A 21,753-nucleotide genomic window follows, 5' to 3' on the forward strand; every position below is an offset into this window, starting at 1 on the left:
GTTAAATCTACCTATAGAAAGAAGAAAAAAGATTATTTTGCTCAATTGTGCAATTGCACAATTTTTAGCTGAATAAATCAGTAATTATTTGGACAAATGCCCAATGAAAACATCTAGACTGCTTGCCTAAGATAGTTGGACAAAAGTAGGCGAGTCAGTCTATGAGTTACAGCCATCGACTCCCAAAAGTATCGCAAGTGGCGATCGCCCGTTGCTTACCAGGACTAGGCGATCTACTATGCATTGTTCCGGCGTTGAGGGCTTTACGTGCTGCGTTACCTGAAGCACGTATGACACTGATTGGTTTACCTAACGCTCAAAGCTTTGTGAAGCGATTCAACTGCTATATAGATGCTTGGTTGGAGTTTCCAGGTTATCCAGGGATTCCTGAAGGATGGCGATCGCCCCAACATACTCAGGCATTTTTAACTCAGGTGCAAGCGCAAGCCTTCGATCTAGTCATTCAAATGCACGGTAGCGGTATTGTGAGTAATTCGTTCGTAGTATTACTAGGAGCGAAATTGAATGCAGGCTTTTTCTTGCCAGGATATTACTGTCCCGATCCAGAGTGGTTTTTACCCTATCCAGATCGAGAAGCAGAAGTAAGACGGCATCTACGTTTGATGGCATTTTTAGACATTCCCTTACAGGGCGAACAACTAGAATTTCCGCTTTGGGAATCTGACTGGTGGGAATTACAACAAATATCTGCGGTGCATGACTTACAATCTCAGCATTATATTTGCATTCATCCAGGTGCAAGTATAAGCGATCGCCGTTGGTCGCCACGTCAATTTGCCCTTGTCGCTGATGCAGTAGCTCAACAAGGGTATGCGATCGTTCTCACCGGAACCGTAGCAGAAACAGGTTTAACTGAAGCGGTTGCCGAGGCAATGAATACCCCCGCAATTAACCTAGCAGGACGCACTAGTTTAGGTGCATTAGGGGCATTACTCAAACAAGCTGCACTTTTGGTATGCAACGATACTGGAGTCTCGCATTTAGCATCTGCTTTACAAGTTAAGAGCGTAGTCATATTTTCTAACTCCGATCCCGATCGCTGGAGACCTCTAGATCGCGATCGCCATCGAATTGTTTTTGCTAGCAATGAAGGTGCGATCGCCTCTGTCTTAACTCAAGCAAAAGACCTCTTACAACAGGAGGCAAGTAAGTCAAAAGTTAAAAGTTAAAAGTCAAAAATATGTAACGGCTTATTGTATGCAAATTAATTGGCAACAGATGCGACGTTTGCTCGTTATTTTTGTCGGAGATCTAGAAACAGAAGTCACTTTTTTACAAAGTGAATTACTGAAAATACGAGAAACATCAACGGATGCAGAGATTACTTTATTACTCCCTAGAAGTCAAGAGACAGAAAAGGACAAAGGGACAAGGAAGACAAGGGAGCTTTTCTCCCCCAACTTCCCCGACTCCCGACTCCCGATCCCCGACTCCCGCTTGGTCGATCGCATCATCACCCATACAACGACTTGGCAAGATCCAGCTAAAGAAAAAGAATTAGTCGAAAATCTAAGTCAATTTGACTTTGAAGCAGCAATTATCTTAACCAAAAAAAATGAATCTCCTTATGCCTTTGCTTATTTAGCCTATTTAGCTGAAATCCCGATTCGCATGGGGCGATCGCGAGAATTTGGCGGTTCCGTTATCAGTGGCTAGTGACTAGAAAGATTCCAGCCACTAACCACCAGCCACCAGCCACTCATTAACTACCAATTACCAATCTCCAAACAATTAATTTTGACTTTTAACTTTTAACTTTTGACTTTTTTATGCGAATTCTCACTTGGCACGTTCACGGTAGCTACTTGTACTACCTAACTCAAGCAAATCATGAGTTTTATTTACCCGTGAAACCTGGCAAACCAGAAGGCTACGGCGGACGTTTACCTGGTTTTATTTGGGGGGACAACGTGCGAGATATTCCAGCTGAAGAAGTACGAAATCTTGAATTTGACTGCATTTTATTTCAGTCGCGCAAAAACTATTTACAAGACCAATACGAAATTCTATCCGAATCGCAGCAACGACTACCTTGCATTTATTTAGAACACGACCCCCCTCAAGAACATCCGACGAATACTAAACATATAGTTGACGATCGCGACGTGCTATTAGTTCACGTCACCCATTTCAATCAATTGATGTGGGATAACGGGCGATCGCCGACTCGCGTTATCGATCATGGCGTAGTTATTCCTACCAACGTGCAATATACAGGAGAAATCGCCAAGGGATTAGTAGTTGCCAACGGTTTAGGCAAACGAGGACGGCGTTTAGGTGCAGATATTTTCGAGCGCGTGCGTCAGTCCGTACCGTTAGATTTAGTTGGAATGGACGCAGAGTCTCTAGGTGGACTAGGAGAAGTTCCCCACGCCCAACTAGCTCAATTTACTGCAAAATACCGTTTTTTCTTTCACCCAGTTCGCTATACCAGTTTGGGGTTAGCAGTATGCGAAGCGATGATGGTAGGGCTACCCATTGTTGGTTTGGCAACCACAGAATTAGCCACAGTGGTAGAAAACGGAATTTCCGGTTACATCGACACCGATCTCGATCGCTTAATTGAGCAAATGCGATCGTTGATTGCTAATCCCGATTTAGCTCATTGCCTCAGCGCAGGGGCGAGACAACAAGCTCAAAAACGCTTCAACATCCAACGATTCACCCGCGACTGGGACGAAGCCTTTTTCTCGGTCGTCCAACGTTCCTTGTCAGCCGCCGCTTGAAAAGACAAGGGGGACAAGGGGGACAAGGGGGACAAGGGGGACAAGGGGGACAAGGGAGACAAGGGGGACAAGGGGGACAAGGGGGACAAGGGAGACAAGGGGGACAAGGGAGCAGAGGAGAATTAACACGCACCACTCTCTTACCAATGACAAATGACAAATGACAAATAACAAATGACAAATGACAAATGACAAATAACAAATGACAAATGACAAATAACAAATAACAAATGACAAAACACATTGCCCTAATTAGCGAACATGCCACCCCGTTAGGAATTTTTGGGGGGGTTGATAGTGGTGGTCAGAATGTTTATGTGGGTCAGGTAGCAAAACACTTGGCAGCAATTGGTTATAGCGTTGATGTATTCACGCGGCGCGATCGCCCCCAATTACCAGAGGTGGTGGAGTGGCATTGCGGAGTCAGAATTATTCACGTTAGCGCAGGTAAACCGGAGGTATTACCTAAAGAGGCATTACTACCGCATATGGAGGAATTTACTGCCAATGCGATCGCTTTTATGGATCGTCAGTGGCGCTACGACCTGATCCACGCCAATTTCTGGATGTCAGCCTTAGTTGCCGCAGAAATTAAGCGCCAACGAGGAATTCCCTTTGTGGTTACGTTTCATGCGTTAGGACGGGTACGGCGTTTGCATCAAGGCAATGCCGATCGATTTCCTGACGAACGCTTTGCAATTGAAGATCGGATCGTGCGGGAAGCCGACAAAATTATTGCCGAGTGTCCCCAAGATCGAGAAGATTTACTTTCCCTTTATCCAGCCGATCCTGAAAAGATTAAGGTGATTCCCTGCGGTTTCGATCGCTCGGAGTTCTGGCAGATCGATCGCTTCCAAGCACGATTGAGTTTAGGTATACCTCAACAGGAAAGGATCGTACTGCAACTCGGTCGCCTAGTTCCTCGTAAAGGTGTGGATAATGCGATCCGAGGGTTTGCGCGTTTGGTCGAGCAGCATGAAATTACAGCACGTTTGCTCATTGTGGGGGGCGAGTCCGTTCATCCCGATCCGCAAATTACGCCTGAGATCGGTCGCTTAAACGCGATCGCATCTACTTTGGGAATCGGCGATCGCGTCACGTTTATCGGTCATCGAGGGCGCGAGGTACTGAAATATTTTTACAGTGCGGCAGATGTCTTTGTGACGACTCCTTGGTACGAACCGTTCGGCATTACCCCTTTAGAAGCAATGGCTTGCGGTACGCCCGTCATCGGCTCGAATGTGGGAGGGATTAAATTTACAGTTAAAGATGGAGAGACGGGATATTTAATTGCACCCAACGAACCGGAAATACTAGGCGATCGCCTTGCGTTTCTGTTCCAAAACCACTCTTTGTTACACCTTTTAGGCAAACAGGCACTCCGCCACGTCGAACGGTGCTTCACCTGGCAAAAGGTTACTAGCGAGATTGCTGCGCTATACGAAACGATTTTAGCAGGTAGCAAATTGGTTGGTAATTCTATGCATGAATTGGCAGCGATCGCAAGTAGTTTTGATGCAGCAATTCAAGCTTTTCAAGCATCTAAAGCTACCCTGAGTGAAGGAATTCTCGCAGCAGCCAAGCAATTAAGCCACTGCTTTGCCCAAGGGGGAAAAGTCTTAATCTGCGGTAACGGTGGCAGTGCGGCTGAAGCGCAGCATCTGGCTGCCGAATTCGTCGGTCGTTTTCGCTGTCCCTATCGGGCAGGACTACCCGCGATCGCACTAACGGCTGATAGTGCAATTCTGACTGCATGGTCGAATGATGTGGGATATGACGACATTTTCGCTCGACAGGTGAAAACCTTTGCTCAACCTGGAGATATATTGCTCGGTATTAGTACCAGTGGGCGATCGCGTAATGTCATCAACGCTTTCCAAGCAGCACGCCAGCAAAATCTTAGTTGCATTGCCCTCCTTGGCGGTAACGGTGGCGAACTAGTAGGACTTGCAGATATTGTAATTCGCGTTCCTGCCAACGATCCGCAACGAATTCAAGAGGTTCAGTTGTTAGTAGTGCATTTATTGTGCGAATTGGTAGAGGAAAAACTGTTAACCGTTCCACAACTATCTGGGAACAAGGAGCAGGGAGCCGGGAGCCGGGAGCAGTTATCAGTTATCAGTTATCAGTGACCAATTACCCATTACCCAATAACAAATCAAAACGGAAAAAATTATGCAAAATTTAACTGCAAAAGTAGCACTAGTTACAGGTGGCGCACGCGGATTAGGTGAAGCAATTTGTCATATCTTAGCTGATGCAGGAATTACCACCATTATTGCTGATGTTCGTCTTGAATTAGCAGAAAAAGTTGCGCAAATCTTACGCGATAGCGGCAAAGAAGCAATGGCAGTTGCACTTGATGTTTCTAGCGCCGCACAAGTTGAAACTGTCATTGAAAAAATTGTGAATCGATATGGAAGAATAGATGTCTTAGTTAATAACGCAGGTATAGACTTAACCGTTTCGATTGAAGAAATGCCCGTTCAAGAATGGGAGCGTATTCTCAATGTGAATTTAACGGGACCATTTATTATGTCTAAAGCCGTTTTTACCCCAATGAGAGAACAGGGAGACGGTTTTATTATTAATATTACTTCGACGGCGGCTAAACGAGCGTGGGCGAACGCCTCAGCTTACCACGCTAGTAAATGGGGATTATTAGGCTTTTCTCATGCTCTACATGTTGAAGGTAGACCGCACAATATTAAAGTGACTGCTGTAGTGGCTGGCGGGATGCGAACCCCTTTCTTAACAGAACGTTTTCCCGAACTCGATTTAAGCACATTGCAAGATCCAAAAAACGTTGCTCAAACAGTTTTATATCTATTAATGCAACCAGCCGATACGGTAATTCCAGAAATCATGGTTTTACCAATGAAAGAAAGTTCTTGGCCCTAATTCAATTTTAGATTTTGGATTAAGTCTACTTTTGCCCTCTACTCCCTACTCCCTGCTCCCTGCTCCCTACTAAATATGAAAGCAGTTTTTCTGGATAAAGATGGTACTTTAATTGAAGATGTTCCTTACAACATCGATCCAGATAGAATTCGACTTTGTGCAGGTGCATTAGAAGCAGTGCAAATGTTAGCCGCTGCTGACTACCAAATCTTTATTATTACAAACCAATCTGGTATAGCACGCGGCTACTTTCCAGAAAGCGCTCTCATAAATGTAGAGAAACATTTGCGGCAATTATTGGCTACTGCTGGTGTTTCTCTAGCCAGTTTTTATTATTGTCCTCACCACCCTCAAGGAGTTATCACAGAATTTGCGATTGATTGCGACTGTCGTAAACCCAATCCTGGCTTGCTGAAAAAAGCAGCAAAGGAACACTCAATTAAATTAGATCGATCTTGGATGATTGGTGACATTTTAAATGATATTGAAGCAGGAAATATAGCAGGTTGCCGCACAATTTTAATTGACAATGGCAATGAAAATGAATGGCAAATATCGCGATCGCGATTACCCAACTTTATCGTAAATAACTTACGGGAAGCTGCTGCGGTAATTATGGCAAGCGATCGCTCACCTCCACAAAAAAAACACCCCTATTCTTAGCATTCTTCATATCTAGAACGCGAGAAACCCTTTGCGACTCTGCGCCTTTGCGTGACACAAAAACAAAACTATGGAATATAAATTATGATTGCCCAACAGTATCTCGATAAATGGACAAACTTGCACGTTCTTGCGATCGGCGAGGCAATGTTAGACTGTTACTTAGAAGGGACCTCTAACCGCCTTTGCCGAGAAGCACCCGTTCCCATCGTCGATATTAGTAGCTTGAAAGACGTACCTGGAGGTGCAGCAAATACTGCAGCAAATATCGCTCGTTTGGGAGCAAGTGTATCATTTCTATCAGTCATAGGAACCGATTTAGAAGGCGATCGCTTAAAACGAACTCTTCAAGAACGAGGAATTTCCACTCATAATTTAATCGCTTCTACCCAAAGGCAAACTTTACTCAAACAACGCATTTCCTCTGACTCTCAATTACTCCTAAGGTGCGATCGTGGTAGTACAGAAAACATCGATCCTCAAATTGAAAACCAACTGATAGAAAACTTAAACCGTCTTTATCCAACTTGTGACGCAACTGTAATTTCAGATTACGGTGGTGGAATTCTCACCCCAAGAATTATTCAGACAATAGCTCAACTTCAAACACAATATCCTCGAACTATAGTTGTTGATTCTAAACAGTTGAAAAATTTTCAGTCTGTTAATATCACTGCAATTAAACCCAACTATCAGCAAGCTATTCAACTATTAGAGATCTCAGCTTTAAAAGGAAAAGAACGAATTCAGCAAATTGTAGACAGGGGAGCAAAACTACTCGATTTAATTAACACTCAACTCGCCGCAGTCACTCTAGATGCCGAGGGAGCCATCATTTTTGAGCGTAACAATCCACCCTATATTATCCCTTCCCATCCCACGTCCAACAGCCAAGCAACAGGCGCAGGAGATACATTCGTAAGCGGCTTAACCCTTGCCTTAGCCGCAGGTGCAGCAGGAAAACTTGCCGCATCAATTGCATCTGCAACAGCAGCAATTGTGGTAACTCAACCAGGTACGACGACTTGTAGCTTATCAGCATTACACCAGTCTCTTTCCGGTAATCAAAAACTAGTTGTCAGTCGGGAATCGCTAGTAACTTCGATCCAAGAACACCGCAATTGGAAACACAAAATTGTTTTTACCAATGGATGTTTCGATCTTCTACATCTCGGACACGTTACCTATTTAAAACAAGCAAAACAATTAGGAGATATTCTCATCGTTGGTGTTAACTCAGATGAAAGTATTCGACAATTAAAAGGTGCAAATCGTCCTGTAAATTGTTTGAGCGATCGCTTGGCAATTCTCTCGGCTTTGGAAAGCGTCGATTATGTCATTCCTTTTGCCGAATCAACCCCCAGCGAACTGATTAAAATTATTCGTCCTGATATTTACGTTAAAGGAGGAGACTACACCCCAGAAATGCTACCCGAAGTTCCTCTAATAGAAGAACTAGGCGGCGAAGTCAAAATCTTACCTTACGTCAGTAACATTTCTACAACCGCAATAGTCAACCGCATCTATCAAACCTTCTCCAAACTCCCCTCAATCTAATTACCTTGCCATCTTTGCGCCTTTGCGTCTTTGCGCGACACAAAAATATCTATGTCACCAACCTGGAATACCGCCAAAAAAATTCTCTGTGTCAGACTAGACACGATTGGCGATGTGATTATGACAACTCCCGCCATCCGTGCTTTAAAAACTTCCCACTGCGATCGCCATATTACCTTAATGACTTCTTCAGCAGGTGCTGTAGTTGCACCACTTTTACCAGATATTGATGACTTAATTGTTTACGATTCTCCCTGGTTAAAAGCAACTGCAACCCGCCAAAATAGCGAGCCTGAATATGCGATTATCTCCGAACTTAAAGCCAGAAATTTTGACGCAGCAGTCATTTTTACGGTTTACAGTCAAAGTCCTCTACCCACTGCCTTTCTTTGCTACATGGCAGGTATTCCACTGCGATTAGCGCATTGTCATGAAAACCCTTATCAATTACTAACCGATTGGATTAAAGATCCAGAACCAGAAAATTTCACCCGTCACGAAGTTCAACGTCAACTCGATTTAGTCGCCAGCATTGGTAGTAAAGTTGAAGATAAACGCTTGCGAGTACAGATATCAGAAATTGCGAGAAAAAATATTCAAAACTTACTTGAGGAAATTAGAATTAATTTCAGCCAACCTTGGATTATTATGCATCCAGGTGCAACAGCAATTTCTCGTCGCTATCCTCCAGAAAGTTTTGCGATCGCCGCACGTAAATTAGTGCAAGACTATAATATTCAAGTTATTTTTACAGGTATAGAATCAGAAATAGAACTCGTCGAATCAATTCGATTACAAATGCGATCGCCTTCTTTTTCTCTCGTTAATAGACTAAACTTATCCGAACTTACTGCATTAGTAGAAAAAGCACATTTATTAATATCTAATAATACTGCACCCGTACATATTGCTGCCGCAGTTGGGACACCAGTTGTCGATCTTTATGCTTTAACTAACCCACAACACACCCCTTGGGAAGTTTTAAATCGCGTTATTTTTCACGACGTTCCTTGTCGGATTTGCTATAAAAGCATTTGTCCTGAAGGACATTACCACTGCTTGCGCCTAGTCGAACCTGAAAGAGTTGTAGATGCTGCGTTAGAACTATTACAGGTTCGTCAGCCAGCTATGCCTGTTCGCGCAACCAAGTTGTGAGAGCAGTAACATCTTGGAGCCAAATTGTGACGAAAGACGATTATAGAACAATTGATGTCTTAATTCCAACCTGCGATCGCCCAGTAGCTTTAGCTGTAACTTTAGCTAGCCTTTGCGCCCAAACTTATCGAGATTTTCAAGTAATTATTTCCGATCAAACTGAAGATCGAGATATATTTGAAACTCGGGAAGTACAAGCAGTGATGCGAGTACTTGAAGTCCACGGACATTTAGTTAAAACTTACAAGAATTTACCTCGGCGTGGCATTGCCGAACAACGTCAATTTTTATTAGATAAAGCGACTGCTACCTATGTCATTTTTTTAGATGATGATATAATTTTGGAACCTTATGTCCTCCAAAATTTACTTACAGCTATTCAAGAGGAAAAATGCGGTTTTGTAGGAAATGCATTTATCGGTCTTAGTTTTATTAACGATATTCGTCCCCACGAACAAAATATTGAGTTTTGGGACACACCAGTAACGCCAGAAGTCGTGAAATCTGGAACCCCAGCTTGGGAACGGTGGCGCTTGCACAATGCAGCAAACTTACATCACATTCAACAACGCTTTAACATTACTAGCGATCGCCCGCGTAAATATCGTATAGTCTGGGCAAGCGGTTGTGCCATCTACGATCGCCAAAAATTATTAGATATCGGCGGATACAACTTTTGGCAAGAACTTCCTCCCTATGCTTGCGGCGAGGACGTGTTAGTACAATTGCGGCTGATGGCAAAATATGGCGGTTGCGGTTTACTCCCATCAGGAGCATATCATCAAGAATTACCAACCACAATTAGCGATCGCAGCGTTGACGCGCCACACTTATTACCAATTTGTTAGTCAAAGTGAAGCGAATTTTATTTATTGAATTATTGGGAGGAATTGGGGATTTAATTATCGCGCTACCAGCGATTAAAGCTTTGGCATTGTCCCATCCTCAAGCACGGATCGCGGTGCTAACTTTTCCTCCAGGTGGCGAACTGCTACAAAGCGATCGCCACATACATGAAGTCATTTTTGCCCAGCGAGGAGCAGCCCGTCAATCGGTCGCGCAGATTCTCACTCAACAGAATTTCGATCTAATTGTTTCTGATGTCAATTATGATGGCATTACCGAGCTAATTCACAATAGTGGTGCTAATAAACGCACGGTGACGAATTTATGGCGTAACCCGCCCGATAATCAACTCATAAGCGATCGCTTTTGTCAAATTTTGTATGAAGAGGGTTTAATTGCAACTGCTGGACTACGCCACGGCAGATCACCCCAACCCCCCTTAAAAAGGGGGGCAATCGGATCTTCCCAACCTGACTCAAGTGGTGGAGCAGAGAAGCGGCTTTCTCCCCCCTTGCTGAAAGGGGCAATTGGATCTTCCCAACCTGACTCAAGTGGTGGAGCAGAGAAGCGGCTTTCTCCCCCCTTTTTAAGGGGGGTAGGGGGGGATCTGATTCACCTGCTAGAGAGTGAAATAGCCACAGCTCGACAAACATTTGGAGCCGCATACCGTCCCTTGGTCTTCCTCATTCCCGATTCGGCAATGCCAATCAAGCGGTGGTCAACACAGAATTTCATTACTGTCGGCAAAGCCTTACAACAGAAATATAACGCCACCATTATTGTTGCTGGAGGCGACGATGAAGAGATGGCGCGGCAGATTAAGGCAGAAATTGACAAGACAGCACGAATTTGGCAACGGGGAACCCTGCGGGAACTGGCAGCGGGTATATCCCAAGCAGATTTAGCGATCGCAGTTGATACCGGACCCGCTCACATTGCTGCTGCTCTTAACGTGCCTACTATTACCCTCTTCGGTCCTGCTTGGCACGAACGCTACGGACAACCCGCACCTCATATTAACTTGCAGGGTTATCCTGAATGTTCCGAACGAGTCATTCGCAATTTTACCGAACAAAGCTGTTGGTACAGTGGTGTTTGTCCTTTCGATTGGCACTCCTGTACGGAGGATATATCTGTTGCATCGGTTTTGGCAGCAGCGGCGAAATTCTTGGATCGGCAGGAGGAGCTTGACGATCCCCCCCTGCCCCCCTTTTTAAGGGGGGAGTTAGAAGCGGTGCGAGATACTGCTATCTCTCTGCCTCCAGCAGAGGCGCGAGAAACTGCTGCCCCCTCACCTCAACTAGTAGCGCCAGAAACTACTGCCCCCCTTTTTAAGGGGGGTTGGGGGGATCTCCGCAACATCCTAGTCATGCGCCTAGATAATATTGGTGATGTCATCATGACTAGTCCTGTCCTGCGAACGATTAAAGAAAACCTTCCCACTGCCAAATTAACCTTAATGGCAAGCCCAGCCGGGGCATTGACACAACCTCTACTGCCGTGGGTAGATGAAGTCTTATCCTGGCGAGTCCTATGGCAAGATTTGGGACGATTGGACTTCGATCCGGCGCGAGAATGGAAACTAATTGAGACTTTAAACCAACGTCAATTTGATGCGGCAATTATTTTGACAAGTTTTAGTCAAAGCCCTTACCCAGCTGCTTTAGTTTGCTATTTAGCCGGAATTGGATTGCGTTTAGGAGAATCGAAGGAGTCGGGACAAGGAATATTAACGCATTGGGTTGACCCCTTACCGGATGAAATTCACCAAGTAGAGCGGAATTTGCGCTTAATTGAAGCAGTTGGGTTTAAAGTGCGCGATCGCCGTCTTTGCTTGCACGTTCCTCAAACTATAACAGCAGCAATCCCAAATTCTTACATCTTGCTCAATCCCTGGACGACTTGCCAATCTCGCAACTACGACGACTGCCGCTTTGCAACAGCAGCCCGTCAATTATCTCAAATGACGAGTTTACCTATTGTCGTCACGGGAACCAATAAGGATCGCGATCGCGCCCGCCCCTTACTCGATATTTTAGGCGACGCGATCGATCTGATTGGTGCGACTAGTCTCGCTGAATTTGCTGCCCTGATTGCCAATGCCCGATTGGTTCTAACCAATAACACATCTACCATGCATATTGCTGATGCTACCAACACTCCAAGCGTCATTCTCTTTGCTGGTACTGAACTCGAATCTCAATGGCAACCCTGCTATGCTCCTGTTAAACTCCTCCGCCGTCCCACAGTTTGCAGTCCTTGCTACGCCTTCACCTGTCCCTACAACATGGAATGTTTAGATATTTCCCCAGAGGAGGTGATTGCAGCTGGATTGGAAATGCTCGATCGAACCAATTCAAATTTCAAATTTCAAAATTTTAGAGGGTACAAGAACCTACTAGAACAATTCAAAAGTTAAAAGTTAAAAGTCAAAATAGAGCGTATTGCTGCTTCAATTTTCTCAGAATTTTATTTAGAAGATTATCGAAAAGTCGATCGAGCGATAGACGATTGATTTACTCCTGGCTGCCGCATCCCAGTTCAAGAAAGGAAATCTTTTTTATAATTAAGTTTAGCGATCGAGTGTAGCTAGATAAAAACTCCAAAATTCTGTCTTGAGATAGAAACTTATTTCTATCTTATGGGGGATAGTATGAAATAAATTAGATCAGTGTCACATTTGCCTGGACTTATGCACCTTTCTCTAAATCCATTACTAATACAAGCGATCGTCCTCGAACAGCCAACAATTATTAGCCCGAAGCGGCAACTACCACTAAGCTCAGAGATGACTCAAAAGTAGAGCGGCAGAGAGAAAGAATGACGCAAGAGTCAATATCATCCAGCAATGCCAATACCAATTTTCTGCTCGGTGGCGGCGAGATGGGCGCGCGGATGCGAGAAAAAGATTGGTCGAAAACGTCGCTGGGTGTACCGCAGCATTGGTCGCAGAGTCTGAAAACCGCCGTGCGGATTATGCTTACCTGTCGCCAACCAATGTTTGTCTGGTGGGGTGAGGAGCTAATCAATCTCTACAACGATGCCTACAAGTCTATTGTTGGTGGCAAACATCCAGAGGCATTAGGACAACCTGCTGCTGTTGTATGGCGCGAAATTTGGGATCGGGTTGCTCCCCGTGCAGAATCGGTACTGCTGAAAAATGAAGGAACCTATGACGAATCACTGTTGCTGATCATGGAGCGCAACGGCTACCCAGAGGAAACCTATTATACATTCTCCTATAGCCCAATTCCCGATGATGATGGTGGCACAGGGGGCATTATCTGCGCTAACACGGACGATACACAGCGTGTCATCGGCGAACGTCAGTTGGCACTGTTGCAAGAGCTAGCAGCGAAAACAGCAGATGCACGGACATTTGATGCAGCCTGTACGCTGAGCGCTAGCTGTTTGCAAACCAATCTTTACGATCTGCCCTTCGCTGCCATATATTTAGTCGATCCAGAGCAGCAATGCCTTTCTCTGGCTGGGACGAGTGGGATCGAACGGGGACACGCAGTAGCCCCCGAAACAGTTGCATTAGATGAGAATTCGGTTTTGCCCTTTGCCCGGGTGTTAAAGACACAACAGGCAATGCTAGTTTCCGATCTAGAGTCGCATTTTAGCAATCTACCGATGGGTGCTTGGCAGCGATCGCCTCATCAAGCTGTAGCCGTACCGATTGCTCCCTCCGGTCAGACAGGGAAGGCAGGGATATTAGTTGCTGGTTTGAATCCGTTTCGGCTGTTCGACGATAACTACAAAGGATTCATCGATCTGGTAGCAGCGCAGATTGCTGCGAGTATTGCCAATGCCCAAGCTTACGAAGAAGAACGCAAACGGGCAGAGGCTTTAGCAGAAATCGATCGCGCCAAAACTGTTTTTTTTAGCAATGTGTCACATGAATTTCGTACCCCACTGACTTTGATGTTGGGTCCAATAGAAGAAACCTTGCTCCGCTGCTCTAGCCTCCTACCGCTAGAAGACCGCAAACAGTTGGAGATGGTGCAGCGCAACGGACTCCGCTTGCTGAAATTGGTCAATACGCTACTCGATTTTTCTCGAATTGAAGCCGGACGGGTGCAAGCCTCCTACGAACCCACCGATCTAGCTAGCTTTACCGCCGAACTAGCCAGCGTCTTTCGTGCCGCGCTCGAACGAGCTGGAATGCGCTTATCGGTTAATTGCCCGCCCATACCTGCACCCGTGTATGTGGATCGGGAAATGTGGGAAAAAATTGTTTTAAACCTGATCTCAAATGCTTTCAAGTTCACGCTGGCTGGAGAAATTACCGTCAGTTTGCAGTGGTTAGGCGATTGCGTCCAGCTGAGTATACAAGATACCGGAATCGGAATTCCCGCTGCCGAAATTCCCCATTTATTTGAACGTTTTCACCGCGTTAAAGGAGCGCAAGGACGCACTTTTGAAGGGTCGGGAATTGGTTTATCTTTGGTGCGAGAATTGGTACAAATGCACGGTGGTACGGTGCAAGTCACCAGCGTTCTAGGATCGGGCAGTTGCTTCACCGTGTCGATTCCTACAGGGAAAGCTCATTTACCTCCAGAGCGGATTAGCAGCCCGCGAATTCTAGCTTCAACCGCATTAGGTACAGCTCCCTATGTTGAAGAAGCACTGCGCTGGCTACCAGAAGCAGGAAGCAGGGAGCAGGGAGTAGAGAGCAGTGAAGAATTACACCCAACTCCCGACTCCCCAGTACGGGGGCACAGCAGTGCGCCCCTACCGACTCCCGACTCCCCTACCTACATTCTCCTCGCTGATGACAATGCAGACATGCGCGATTATGTCAAGAGGTTGCTAGGTCGGGAATACGAAGTCGAAGCTGTGTCAGATGGATTAGCTGCCTTGGCTGCCGTTCGCGACCATCGCCTTCCCGACTTGGTGTTAACTGACGTAATGATGCCGGGACTCGATGGTTTTGGACTGTTGCAAGCACTACGAGCCGATCCCCAGACCAGGGAAGTGCCAATAATTCTCCTCTCGGCACGGGCGGGGGAAGAGGCACGAGTCGAAGGGTTAGAAGCAGGAGCCGATGATTATTTGATCAAACCTTTTTCTGCCCGCGAGTTGTTAGCGCGAGTCGAAGCAACCCTGAAGCTGTCGCAAATGCGGCAAGAGGCAGCGCGGCGGGAACAAATCATACTCGAACGGGTGACAGATGCATTTATTGCCTTCGATCGCGAGTTTCGCTATACCTATGTCAACCCAGCAGCAGCAAAATTGACGCAAAAAACACCAGAAGAGTTGCTGGGTAAAACTTTGTGGGAAGTATTTCCCGATACAATTGGCAGTCGGTTTGAATCTGAATATCGTCGAGCCCTCTTCGAGCAAGTTAAGGTTGAGTTTGAGGAATATTATCAACCATACGACATGTGGGTTGAAGTTCACGCTTACCCCTCATCCAGTGGGCTTTCCCTCTACTATCGGGATATTAGCGATCGCAAACAAGCTGAGGAAGCCCTGCGAAAGAGTGAAGAACTGAAGGGACGCATTTTAGAAAGCAGTCAAGACTGCATTAAAGTTTTATCCTTAGATGGGCGACTCCTTTACGTGAATACAGGCGGCTTGGCTCTTCTAGAAATTGACAATCCTACAGCTTTCCTCGACACGAACTGGCTTGATTACTGGCAGGGTGAAGATCGCCAAAGTGCAGAAGCAGCGATCGCGGTAGCCAAAGCAGGCAATGTCGGTCAATTTCAAGGCTTCTGTCCCACGGCAAAGGGCAAGCCGAAGTGGTGGGATGTCATAATCACGCCCATCCGAGATGCATCAGGAATTGTTGCACAACTGTTATCAATCTCGCGCGATATCACCAAGCAAAAGCAAGATGCAGCCGAACGCGAACAACTGCTGGAGCAGGAAAGATTGGCACGGGAAGAAGCCCAAGCTGCCAATCGAATTAAAGATGAGTTTCTGGCTGTACTATCCCATGAATTGCGATCGCCCCTCAACCCGATACTAGGTTGGACAAAACTGCTGCGTTCTCGCAAATTTGACGCACAAGCAACAGATCGCGCCCTAGAAACGATCGAGCGCAATGCCAAACTACAAACGCAACTCATTGAAGACTTGTTAGATGTCTCGCGCATATTACAAGGAAAAATGGCGCTCAACATCACCTCGGTCAACTTAACCACTACAATTGAGGCAGCTATAGAAACCGTGCGGTTGGCAGCACGAGCAAAAAACATTCAGATTCAAACTCAATTTGCCCCCAACGTAGGATTAGTCTGTGGGGATGCAAATCGTCTCCAACAAGTTGTGTGGAATTTACTCTCTAATGCCGTTAAATTCACCCCGTCAGGGGGGCGGATTGAGGTTTCGCTGATGGGAGTAGCTTCGGGAGTCGAGAGTCGGGAGTCGGGGACAAGGGAGACAAGGGAGACAAGGGAGACAAGGAAGCAATTCCAGCCGCCAGCCACCAGCCACTCAGTAACTACCAACTACCAACTACCAATTACCAATTACCAATTACCAATTACCAACTACGCTAAAATCCAAGTCAGCGACACTGGAAAAGGAATTAATTCAGACTTCTTACCATACGTATTTGATTACTTCCGGCAAGAAGATGGGACAACGACACGAAAATTTGGCGGATTAGGATTAGGGCTGGCAATTGTACGCCACATCACCGAGTTACATGGGGGTACAGTCAAAGCCGAAAGCCTTGGAGAAGCAAAGGGAGCAACTTTCACCGTCAGTTTACCTCTGCTTCAGGATGAAAGCTCAGAAATGAGCGATCGAAGCGCCACTTCATCCTTTCTTGCCTATCCTTTACAAGGTATTCGCGTGTTAGTCGTAGATGATGAAGCCGATATGTTGAATTTAGCTCAATTCGTTTTAGAACAGTATGGGGCAGAAGTGCAGGTCGCAGCATCGGCAGCAGAAGCAATGCTTATCTTCGATCGCTTCGTCCCTAACGTTTTGATTAGCGATATTGGAATGCCAGATCTCGATGGCTACATGTTAATGCAACAAGTCAGGCAGCGATCGCCGCAAGCAGGGGGGCAAGTTTCGGCAATTGCCCTAACTGCCTACGCTGGAGAGTGCGATCGCCAACTTGCAAGGCAAGCAGGATTTCAGCTACATCTGCCAAAACCTGTAGAACCAGAGCAGTTAGTGCAGGCGATCGCCGTTCTGTGCGATCGATAGTCAGCAGATATCAATCCGAGCGTTTATTCAAAAAGTGACTGTAACTTACTTGCCAATTCCTCCCGATTAGATTTTGTCCGCAGATATCGATAGACAAACCACACCGAATAGAAAATTCCGATTAGTTGAAACGTCGGTGCTAATAATGGAATGCTGTTGAGAGCAGCCAAGACTGCAAACAACACTCTGAGTGCAATTAAGGCAACAAAAATTAAAAGAATGCTCGTAATTGGTTGTTTGTATTGTTGCCAGAAGCTACTAACGTGTTTCGGTAGTTCCGTAAAAAAAGCAACTATATTGTTACCGATCTGCCGTCCCTGCATTTCAAGTTGTTTTGCAGTCGATGGTGTTGTTAGAGATGTAGATTCTGCCGTTTCTCTAACTTCTGAAGTGTCGGTCATGTATTCTGTCTGTTGCATTTGGCTCTCCTTGTCAGAAAATATACAAGTTTTTTTGCAATATTGCTTTGCTACTGGCGGTTAGCAAAACGACGATCGATGAAAATAATTACCTGCTTACCTATTCAGTTGAGCAGGGGTAACTGTGCTGTCTAAACAATGCCTATCATCGGGATCTCCTCCAGTTTTGCCTACTTATTATTTATGATATTTATGTTCGACGCACGCTCCTACTGCTGCATCTGATGCAATATATCCATTAAGCTAGCTGATAACTAAGCCTGCTGTTTCTACCGTAAGTTATGTGTTTTTTTCTGCCTTCCTCACACTGAGAAATTAATAGCAGTATTCTGAGCGATCGTCCGTTGGCATTAGATATGCGAGTTGTTTCTACTACTGGTTCTGTTTTAGTCAAATTAACTTTTAACGTCCCCTGGAATAGAATGCCTGGATTGATAAAAAAGCTAAATGCTCGATCTCGCTTGCTATAGCAATCCTATTTGATTCATGAACGTGGAGCAGCTTCTAGCCTGCCGTAGGCTAGAAGCCTACTTTACAAATCATTTAGAACTGCTATAGATTACTGTAATTAATCCCGACCTATTCAGAAGTTGCGGGCAGATTTATAATTCAGATTGAATTTTTCCCGTTTGTGCAAATGGCTAAGAGCAGCTACTGTCTTCATTAGTACTACTATTAGACTATCTCTTTAAGTAGATAAAACTCGCTTTCAATTAAGTGTAAAGTGTGTTCAACTCAAGTGTAGAGTCTACGGAAACAGGTCTGTTATCTGTCCTCTAACTTATGAATGCATTGTGAGATAGGGCAATACTCTAGCTACTTTGCATCTGGCATAAAACGATACAATTCAAACTCGTTTTTGATCGAGAAGAAGCTTCACTTCTCAGTCAAAAGTTTGTCTTTATCTGTTGCGTAAAAAACTTTTTACTCAGTGTAAGGAATAGATGAATATGGCACTTATGAAACGGTGCGTAGCGGAGTCGATTGGGACTTTTTGGCTAGTTCTTGGCGGTTGTGGTAGTGCAGTACTTGCAGCAGCATTTACAGCAGATGCAGCAAAACTAGGTGAAGGGACAGCATTTCCACTAGGGATCGGACTAGTTGGTGTATCCATCGCTTTTGGTTTGACAGTTCTGACGATCGCATACGCATTAGGACACGTTGCTGATTGCCATCTCAACCCAGCTGTAACTTTCGGACTCTGGGCTGGCAAGCGATTTCCTGGTTCTGAACTACTGCCATATATCATTGCCCAAGTCATAGGTGCGATCGCGGGTGCGGGAGTTGTTTATCTAATTGCTAGCGGTAAGGCGGGCTTCACTCTTGCAGGCTCAAACCCATTGGCAACCAACGGTTTCGGTACACATTCACCCAGTGGTTATTCTTTAGCAGCTTGCTTCTTAACCGAAGTCGTGATGACTTTCATGTTCTTGATGGTGATTTTAGGGGCAACAGATCGCCGCGCTCCCCAAGGTTTTGCTCCCATTGCTATTGGGTTAGCACTGACCTTAATTCATCTAATTAGTATTCCTGTAACTAATACCTCAGTCAACCCTGCTCGCAGCACGGGTCCAGCACTTTTTGCTGGCTTGGAGCATATTGCTCAACTTTGGTTGTTTTGGCTAGCTCCAATTTTAGGGGCAGTCCTAGCAGGTTTTTTCTACTCTAGTTTCTTTGCCGAGTCAAGGAAAGAGCGAATACCTGCCGAGCCAATTAAAACATTACGCTGAATAACTATTTAAGTGCTGTTCAACTCTCTTAAGTTGAATAAAGGGTGCAGGACGCGCCCTTTATCAACCGTGCCATGCCAGCCTGTAGTGCTGCTTCGAGCGTGAGAGCAGATCTCGATCTAGTTATTTTCTTCGCCTGCATCAACTTGGAGTTGTTCGCAAAGAATGGTGTCAGCAGGAATAGCGCTAGCTATCTTAGCACTATGGATCTCTAACTGCGCTTCTGGGATTGCCTCAAATAGCAAGTGCTGACCGGGAAATACAACTCGCTCCAAGTACCAGTGAGGAATATTCGTAATCCGTGCAATTTGAATTCCACTTGTTGCATTCTTATAGTTGCACAGAATGCGCTTTTGGTACTCATTAGGTAAGGAGTCTACGATCTGAGCCATAGTTTTGCCTCCTGGCAACAGCGCCAAAACAAATTTGACATATGCTAACGTAAACTACCTGCGAGAAGATCGCAGGCTTCCTACTGTACAGGCTTCTGCTCAAACGTGGACGTGAAAAATCCACGCTTGAGACTTACAGAGCCTCTATAGGCATTGGCACTAGTTACTAACGCCAATGCGTCAAAATCTGCTACTCCAGTGGAGGAGGATTGTTTCTGAGAACTTCTGGAGATGCTGTTGTCATGTTGAAATATTTCCATTCTCGCGTAACATACTTGGCTTTGCCGATCGCAGCATCTGCATTTCTTTCACCACTGGACGAACAAACATTTGTCCAATAATCGGCTCCAGCTAGAGCAAGATATCGCGCGATATCGCGATCGTCTGGCTGACTAGGGTTATCGAGAATTAATCTGGCTCTAAACGTTGTAAACACACCTGCGATATCATTTGGATCTATTCCTGCTCTGTTTCTGGACCAAAAATGAAAATTATATCCATTGCCTGGTGTAACTGAGATAGTGCCTTGTGGCTCCTGCCGAATATCCGCAGGAATATTGATGCCTCCTGCAAAGTCTTCCCTATATGCAGCTCCTACAGGAATAGAACTCTGCAAAGCCAACCATCGGTTGTTACTTTTTTGTAGTAGATAGGTGTGAATTTCTCCTAGCTCGACACGAGTATTTGCAGCTGGATTGCCCTCGGCAGCTTCGTTGACGATCCCCCATCCAATTAGTGCTTGCAATTCTCCAGGATTGTTACCTAACTTGACTCTTGGAGTTTGCGACCAGTCATATGATGCTGGTACTCCGCGCATCTTACCTTCATGCTGACCCTGCATATCGCTGATGATTAGTTCTACCGAATTTTCATCAAGATTATCTGGATTTGCTTGCACGAGTGTTTGATGTAAGCCGCTCTTCTCGATCGCATTAACTTTAATCGCTGTGGCATGTGCTGTTACGATCTGAGCTGCTGATATGAAAAATGCTAGTAGTAAACCGAATATTAATAATAATAGAGAGCGACGACTAAACGAATAAGTTTTCAGCATTAACAGGACAATTAATTTGTGCTTTCAGTATGTTCTTTGATATATCGAGTGTTGTCGATATAAATAAGTTCAGGTATTTAATAGGTTGGTTAAGTTAGAAAAGGTCAGTTTTCAGATCGTTGTCCGTATTACTCGATCGCCGATAAAATTCAATTGAAAAGAGGGCGTTTTAACGGCATTCGTCTGCTGCGACAAGAGTTGATGCGTAAATTAGAAAAACATCGCTTGTTACCTCCACACCGAGTTGGTGCGGGAACAGGGCTGTACAACGGGCTTTCTGTCCTGTTTGGTGGTGTTGGCGGTTCGCTGATTCCTAGCTCGATTGTAGCGGTGACTGGTAGTTTTGATGCGGCAATTTTTAGTATTGTGGTGGGGGCGTTACTGGCAGCTTTCGTCATGCTAGTACTAGCAAGGACGCTGCGATATTAGAAGGAGACTCAGTTACTTACGATTTACGATTTACGACTTACGACTTCTCCCCACTCGCTTCTAGCTTTTTCATTTCTGTTTGTACGTCTATGGTTAATTGCACGGCTTCGTTCAGTAACTTGCTATACTCAGATGCTTCTGCGTTAATCTGTAAGGCTTGCAGTGATAATATGCCGTTCGATAGTAGATCTAGATTGCGGTTAATTAAATCTCTGTTTTTTCTGAGAATTTTTTCTGTCTTAATTGCACAACTTAAACTATTTCTTGTGATTTGTAACGCCGCGATCGCCTTTTCTCTGTTCTCGATGCTAGCTCCCTGATTCCCCGCAGCTTCTAGTTCGTCACCAAGATTGATAATTCTAATTAAATCGTTATACCGATCTACTTCTAGTAGCAAATTTCTCAATCGCTGCCGACGATATTTCCATTTGTATAAGTAATAAAGTGGAATTAACCCCCAACCTAGTAAAAAAACTTGCTCTAGATATCCTGGCAAAATAATAATTTGGATGTTGTCTGGTTTTTTTAAGGTATCGTATGCTTTCCAGTCTCTTCTGCTCATACCAGCGAGCTGTTGCAATTCATCTCTGGTAATATACAAATTGATTAGATCGGGTTGCATTGTTTTCGATCGGTTATTTGTCTTTTACCAAATCATAGAGAACAATATAATTTTAGGTCTTAAAA

The 21,753-nt window shown here is 45.1% G+C and carries 17 protein-coding genes and 1 pseudogene; 14 read left to right on the forward strand and 4 right to left on the reverse strand.

The annotated features are described in order from the left end of the window. The first annotated feature begins 161 nt into the window (after positions 1-161). The 12 genes from CHRO_RS10780 (at position 162) to CHRO_RS33775 (ending at position 17,042) form a co-directional block, all read left to right on the forward strand. Positions 162-1,190: a glycosyltransferase family 9 protein gene (locus tag CHRO_RS10780; protein WP_015154238.1), complete on the forward strand. Its 1,029-nt coding sequence runs from the start codon at positions 162-164 to the stop codon at positions 1,188-1,190. Positions 1,191-1,218: 28 nt separating this feature from the next. Further along, positions 1,219-1,677 (forward strand): hypothetical protein, encoded by a 459-nt coding sequence (locus CHRO_RS10785; RefSeq protein ID WP_015154239.1) that lies wholly within the window; start codon positions 1,219-1,221, stop codon positions 1,675-1,677. 113 nt (positions 1,678-1,790) lie between these two features. After that, entirely contained in the window at positions 1,791-2,747 is a 957-nt protein-coding gene (locus CHRO_RS10790) for a glycosyltransferase (protein ID WP_015154240.1), read from the forward strand. Beyond that, complete coding sequence (locus CHRO_RS30420; RefSeq protein ID WP_041462434.1) at positions 2,744-2,911, forward strand: hypothetical protein; 168 nt, start codon at positions 2,744-2,746, stop codon at positions 2,909-2,911. Before CHRO_RS10790 ends, CHRO_RS30420 begins: the two co-directional genes overlap by 4 nt. Before the next feature lie 66 nt (positions 2,912-2,977). Continuing rightward, positions 2,978-4,879 (forward strand): glycosyltransferase, encoded by a 1,902-nt coding sequence (locus tag CHRO_RS10800; RefSeq protein WP_015154241.1) that lies wholly within the window; start codon positions 2,978-2,980, stop codon positions 4,877-4,879. Positions 4,880-4,922: 43 nt separating this feature from the next. Beyond that, positions 4,923-5,648: an SDR family oxidoreductase gene (locus CHRO_RS10805; RefSeq protein ID WP_015154242.1), complete on the forward strand. Its 726-nt coding sequence runs from the start codon at positions 4,923-4,925 to the stop codon at positions 5,646-5,648. 75 nt (positions 5,649-5,723) lie between these two features. Beyond that, positions 5,724-6,311, forward strand: coding sequence for a D-glycero-alpha-D-manno-heptose-1,7-bisphosphate 7-phosphatase (locus CHRO_RS10810; RefSeq protein ID WP_015154243.1), 588 nt, complete (start codon positions 5,724-5,726; stop codon positions 6,309-6,311). A gap of 84 nt (positions 6,312-6,395) precedes the next feature. Further along, positions 6,396-7,868: a D-glycero-beta-D-manno-heptose 1-phosphate adenylyltransferase gene (gene rfaE2 / locus CHRO_RS10815; RefSeq protein ID WP_015154244.1), complete on the forward strand. Its 1,473-nt coding sequence runs from the start codon at positions 6,396-6,398 to the stop codon at positions 7,866-7,868. A gap of 51 nt (positions 7,869-7,919) precedes the next feature. After that, a complete protein-coding gene (waaF, locus tag CHRO_RS10820) occupies positions 7,920-9,023 on the forward strand; it encodes a lipopolysaccharide heptosyltransferase II (protein WP_015154245.1) in 1,104 nt (367 codons plus the stop codon). Between the two features lie 26 nt (positions 9,024-9,049). Then, complete coding sequence (locus CHRO_RS10825; protein WP_015154246.1) at positions 9,050-9,871, forward strand: glycosyltransferase family A protein; 822 nt, start codon at positions 9,050-9,052, stop codon at positions 9,869-9,871. Positions 9,872-9,876: 5 nt separating this feature from the next. Then, positions 9,877-12,288: a glycosyltransferase family 9 protein gene (locus CHRO_RS33305; protein WP_015154247.1), complete on the forward strand. Its 2,412-nt coding sequence runs from the start codon at positions 9,877-9,879 to the stop codon at positions 12,286-12,288. A 401-nt stretch (positions 12,289-12,689) separates the two neighbouring features. Beyond that, positions 12,690-17,042 carry an ATP-binding protein gene (locus CHRO_RS33775; RefSeq protein ID WP_015154248.1) on the forward strand — a complete coding sequence of 1,451 codons (4,353 nt, stop codon included), beginning with the start codon at positions 12,690-12,692 and terminating at the stop codon, positions 17,040-17,042. Between the two features lie 23 nt (positions 17,043-17,065). On the opposite strand, the gene CHRO_RS10840 is transcribed toward CHRO_RS33775, so the two are convergent. Beyond that, the gene (locus CHRO_RS10840; protein ID WP_015154249.1) at positions 17,066-17,461 is read right to left on the reverse strand and encodes a CAAD domain-containing protein; all 396 of its coding nucleotides are present in this window, start codon (positions 17,459-17,461) and stop codon (positions 17,066-17,068) included. A gap of 950 nt (positions 17,462-18,411) precedes the next feature. Here CHRO_RS10840 and aqpZ point away from each other — a divergent pair. Then, on the forward strand, positions 18,412-19,191 hold the full coding sequence (aqpZ, locus tag CHRO_RS10845; RefSeq protein WP_015154250.1) for an aquaporin Z: 780 nt from the start codon (positions 18,412-18,414) through the stop codon (positions 19,189-19,191). A 140-nt stretch (positions 19,192-19,331) separates the two neighbouring features. Here aqpZ and CHRO_RS10850 read toward each other — a convergent pair. Together CHRO_RS10850 and CHRO_RS10855 are read right to left on the reverse strand one after the other, a co-directional pair. Continuing rightward, positions 19,332-19,583, reverse strand: a pseudogene (locus tag CHRO_RS10850) (DUF1830 domain-containing protein); the annotation flags it as partial. Between the two features lie 190 nt (positions 19,584-19,773). After that, positions 19,774-20,637 carry a hypothetical protein gene (locus tag CHRO_RS10855; protein WP_015154252.1) on the reverse strand — a complete coding sequence of 288 codons (864 nt, stop codon included), beginning with the start codon at positions 20,635-20,637 and terminating at the stop codon, positions 19,774-19,776. Between the two features lie 153 nt (positions 20,638-20,790). Between CHRO_RS10855 and CHRO_RS10860 the strand changes: the two genes are divergently transcribed. Then, the gene (locus CHRO_RS10860) at positions 20,791-21,066 is read left to right on the forward strand and encodes a hypothetical protein (RefSeq protein WP_015154253.1); all 276 of its coding nucleotides are present in this window, start codon (positions 20,791-20,793) and stop codon (positions 21,064-21,066) included. Between the two features lie 37 nt (positions 21,067-21,103). Here CHRO_RS10860 and CHRO_RS29580 read toward each other — a convergent pair whose 3' ends face one another. Continuing rightward, on the reverse strand, positions 21,104-21,688 hold the full coding sequence (locus tag CHRO_RS29580) for a hypothetical protein (RefSeq protein WP_015154254.1): 585 nt from the start codon (positions 21,686-21,688) through the stop codon (positions 21,104-21,106). Positions 21,689-21,753: the final 65 nt, after the last annotated feature.

This window comes from Chroococcidiopsis thermalis PCC 7203 (genome assembly GCF_000317125.1).
Classification (GTDB): Bacteria; Cyanobacteriota; Cyanobacteriia; order Cyanobacteriales; family Chroococcidiopsidaceae; genus Chroococcidiopsis; species Chroococcidiopsis thermalis.

What these genes read in the sequence shown, in the direction of transcription:
- CHRO_RS10780 (WP_015154238.1), top strand. Translation starts at nt 162, where the DNA reads ATGAGTTACAGCCATCGACTCCCAAAAGTATCGCAAGTGGCGATCGCC.
- CHRO_RS10785 (WP_015154239.1), top strand. Translation starts at nt 1,219, where the DNA reads ATGCAAATTAATTGGCAACAGATGCGACGTTTGCTCGTTATTTTTGTC.
- CHRO_RS10790 (WP_015154240.1), top strand. Translation starts at nt 1,791, where the DNA reads ATGCGAATTCTCACTTGGCACGTTCACGGTAGCTACTTGTACTACCTA.
- CHRO_RS10800 (WP_015154241.1), top strand. Translation starts at nt 2,978, where the DNA reads ATGACAAAACACATTGCCCTAATTAGCGAACATGCCACCCCGTTAGGA.
- CHRO_RS10805 (WP_015154242.1), top strand. Translation starts at nt 4,923, where the DNA reads ATGCAAAATTTAACTGCAAAAGTAGCACTAGTTACAGGTGGCGCACGC.
- CHRO_RS10810 (WP_015154243.1), top strand. Translation starts at nt 5,724, where the DNA reads ATGAAAGCAGTTTTTCTGGATAAAGATGGTACTTTAATTGAAGATGTT.
- rfaE2 (WP_015154244.1), top strand. Translation starts at nt 6,396, where the DNA reads ATGATTGCCCAACAGTATCTCGATAAATGGACAAACTTGCACGTTCTT.
- waaF (WP_015154245.1), top strand. Translation starts at nt 7,920, where the DNA reads ATGTCACCAACCTGGAATACCGCCAAAAAAATTCTCTGTGTCAGACTA.
- CHRO_RS33775 (WP_015154248.1), top strand. Translation starts at nt 12,690, where the DNA reads ATGACGCAAGAGTCAATATCATCCAGCAATGCCAATACCAATTTTCTG.
- CHRO_RS10840 (WP_015154249.1), bottom strand. Translation starts at nt 17,461, where the DNA reads ATGCAACAGACAGAATACATGACCGACACTTCAGAAGTTAGAGAAACG.
- aqpZ (WP_015154250.1), top strand. Translation starts at nt 18,412, where the DNA reads ATGGCACTTATGAAACGGTGCGTAGCGGAGTCGATTGGGACTTTTTGG.
- CHRO_RS10855 (WP_015154252.1), bottom strand. Translation starts at nt 20,637, where the DNA reads ATGCTGAAAACTTATTCGTTTAGTCGTCGCTCTCTATTATTATTAATA.
- CHRO_RS29580 (WP_015154254.1), bottom strand. Translation starts at nt 21,688, where the DNA reads ATGCAACCCGATCTAATCAATTTGTATATTACCAGAGATGAATTGCAA.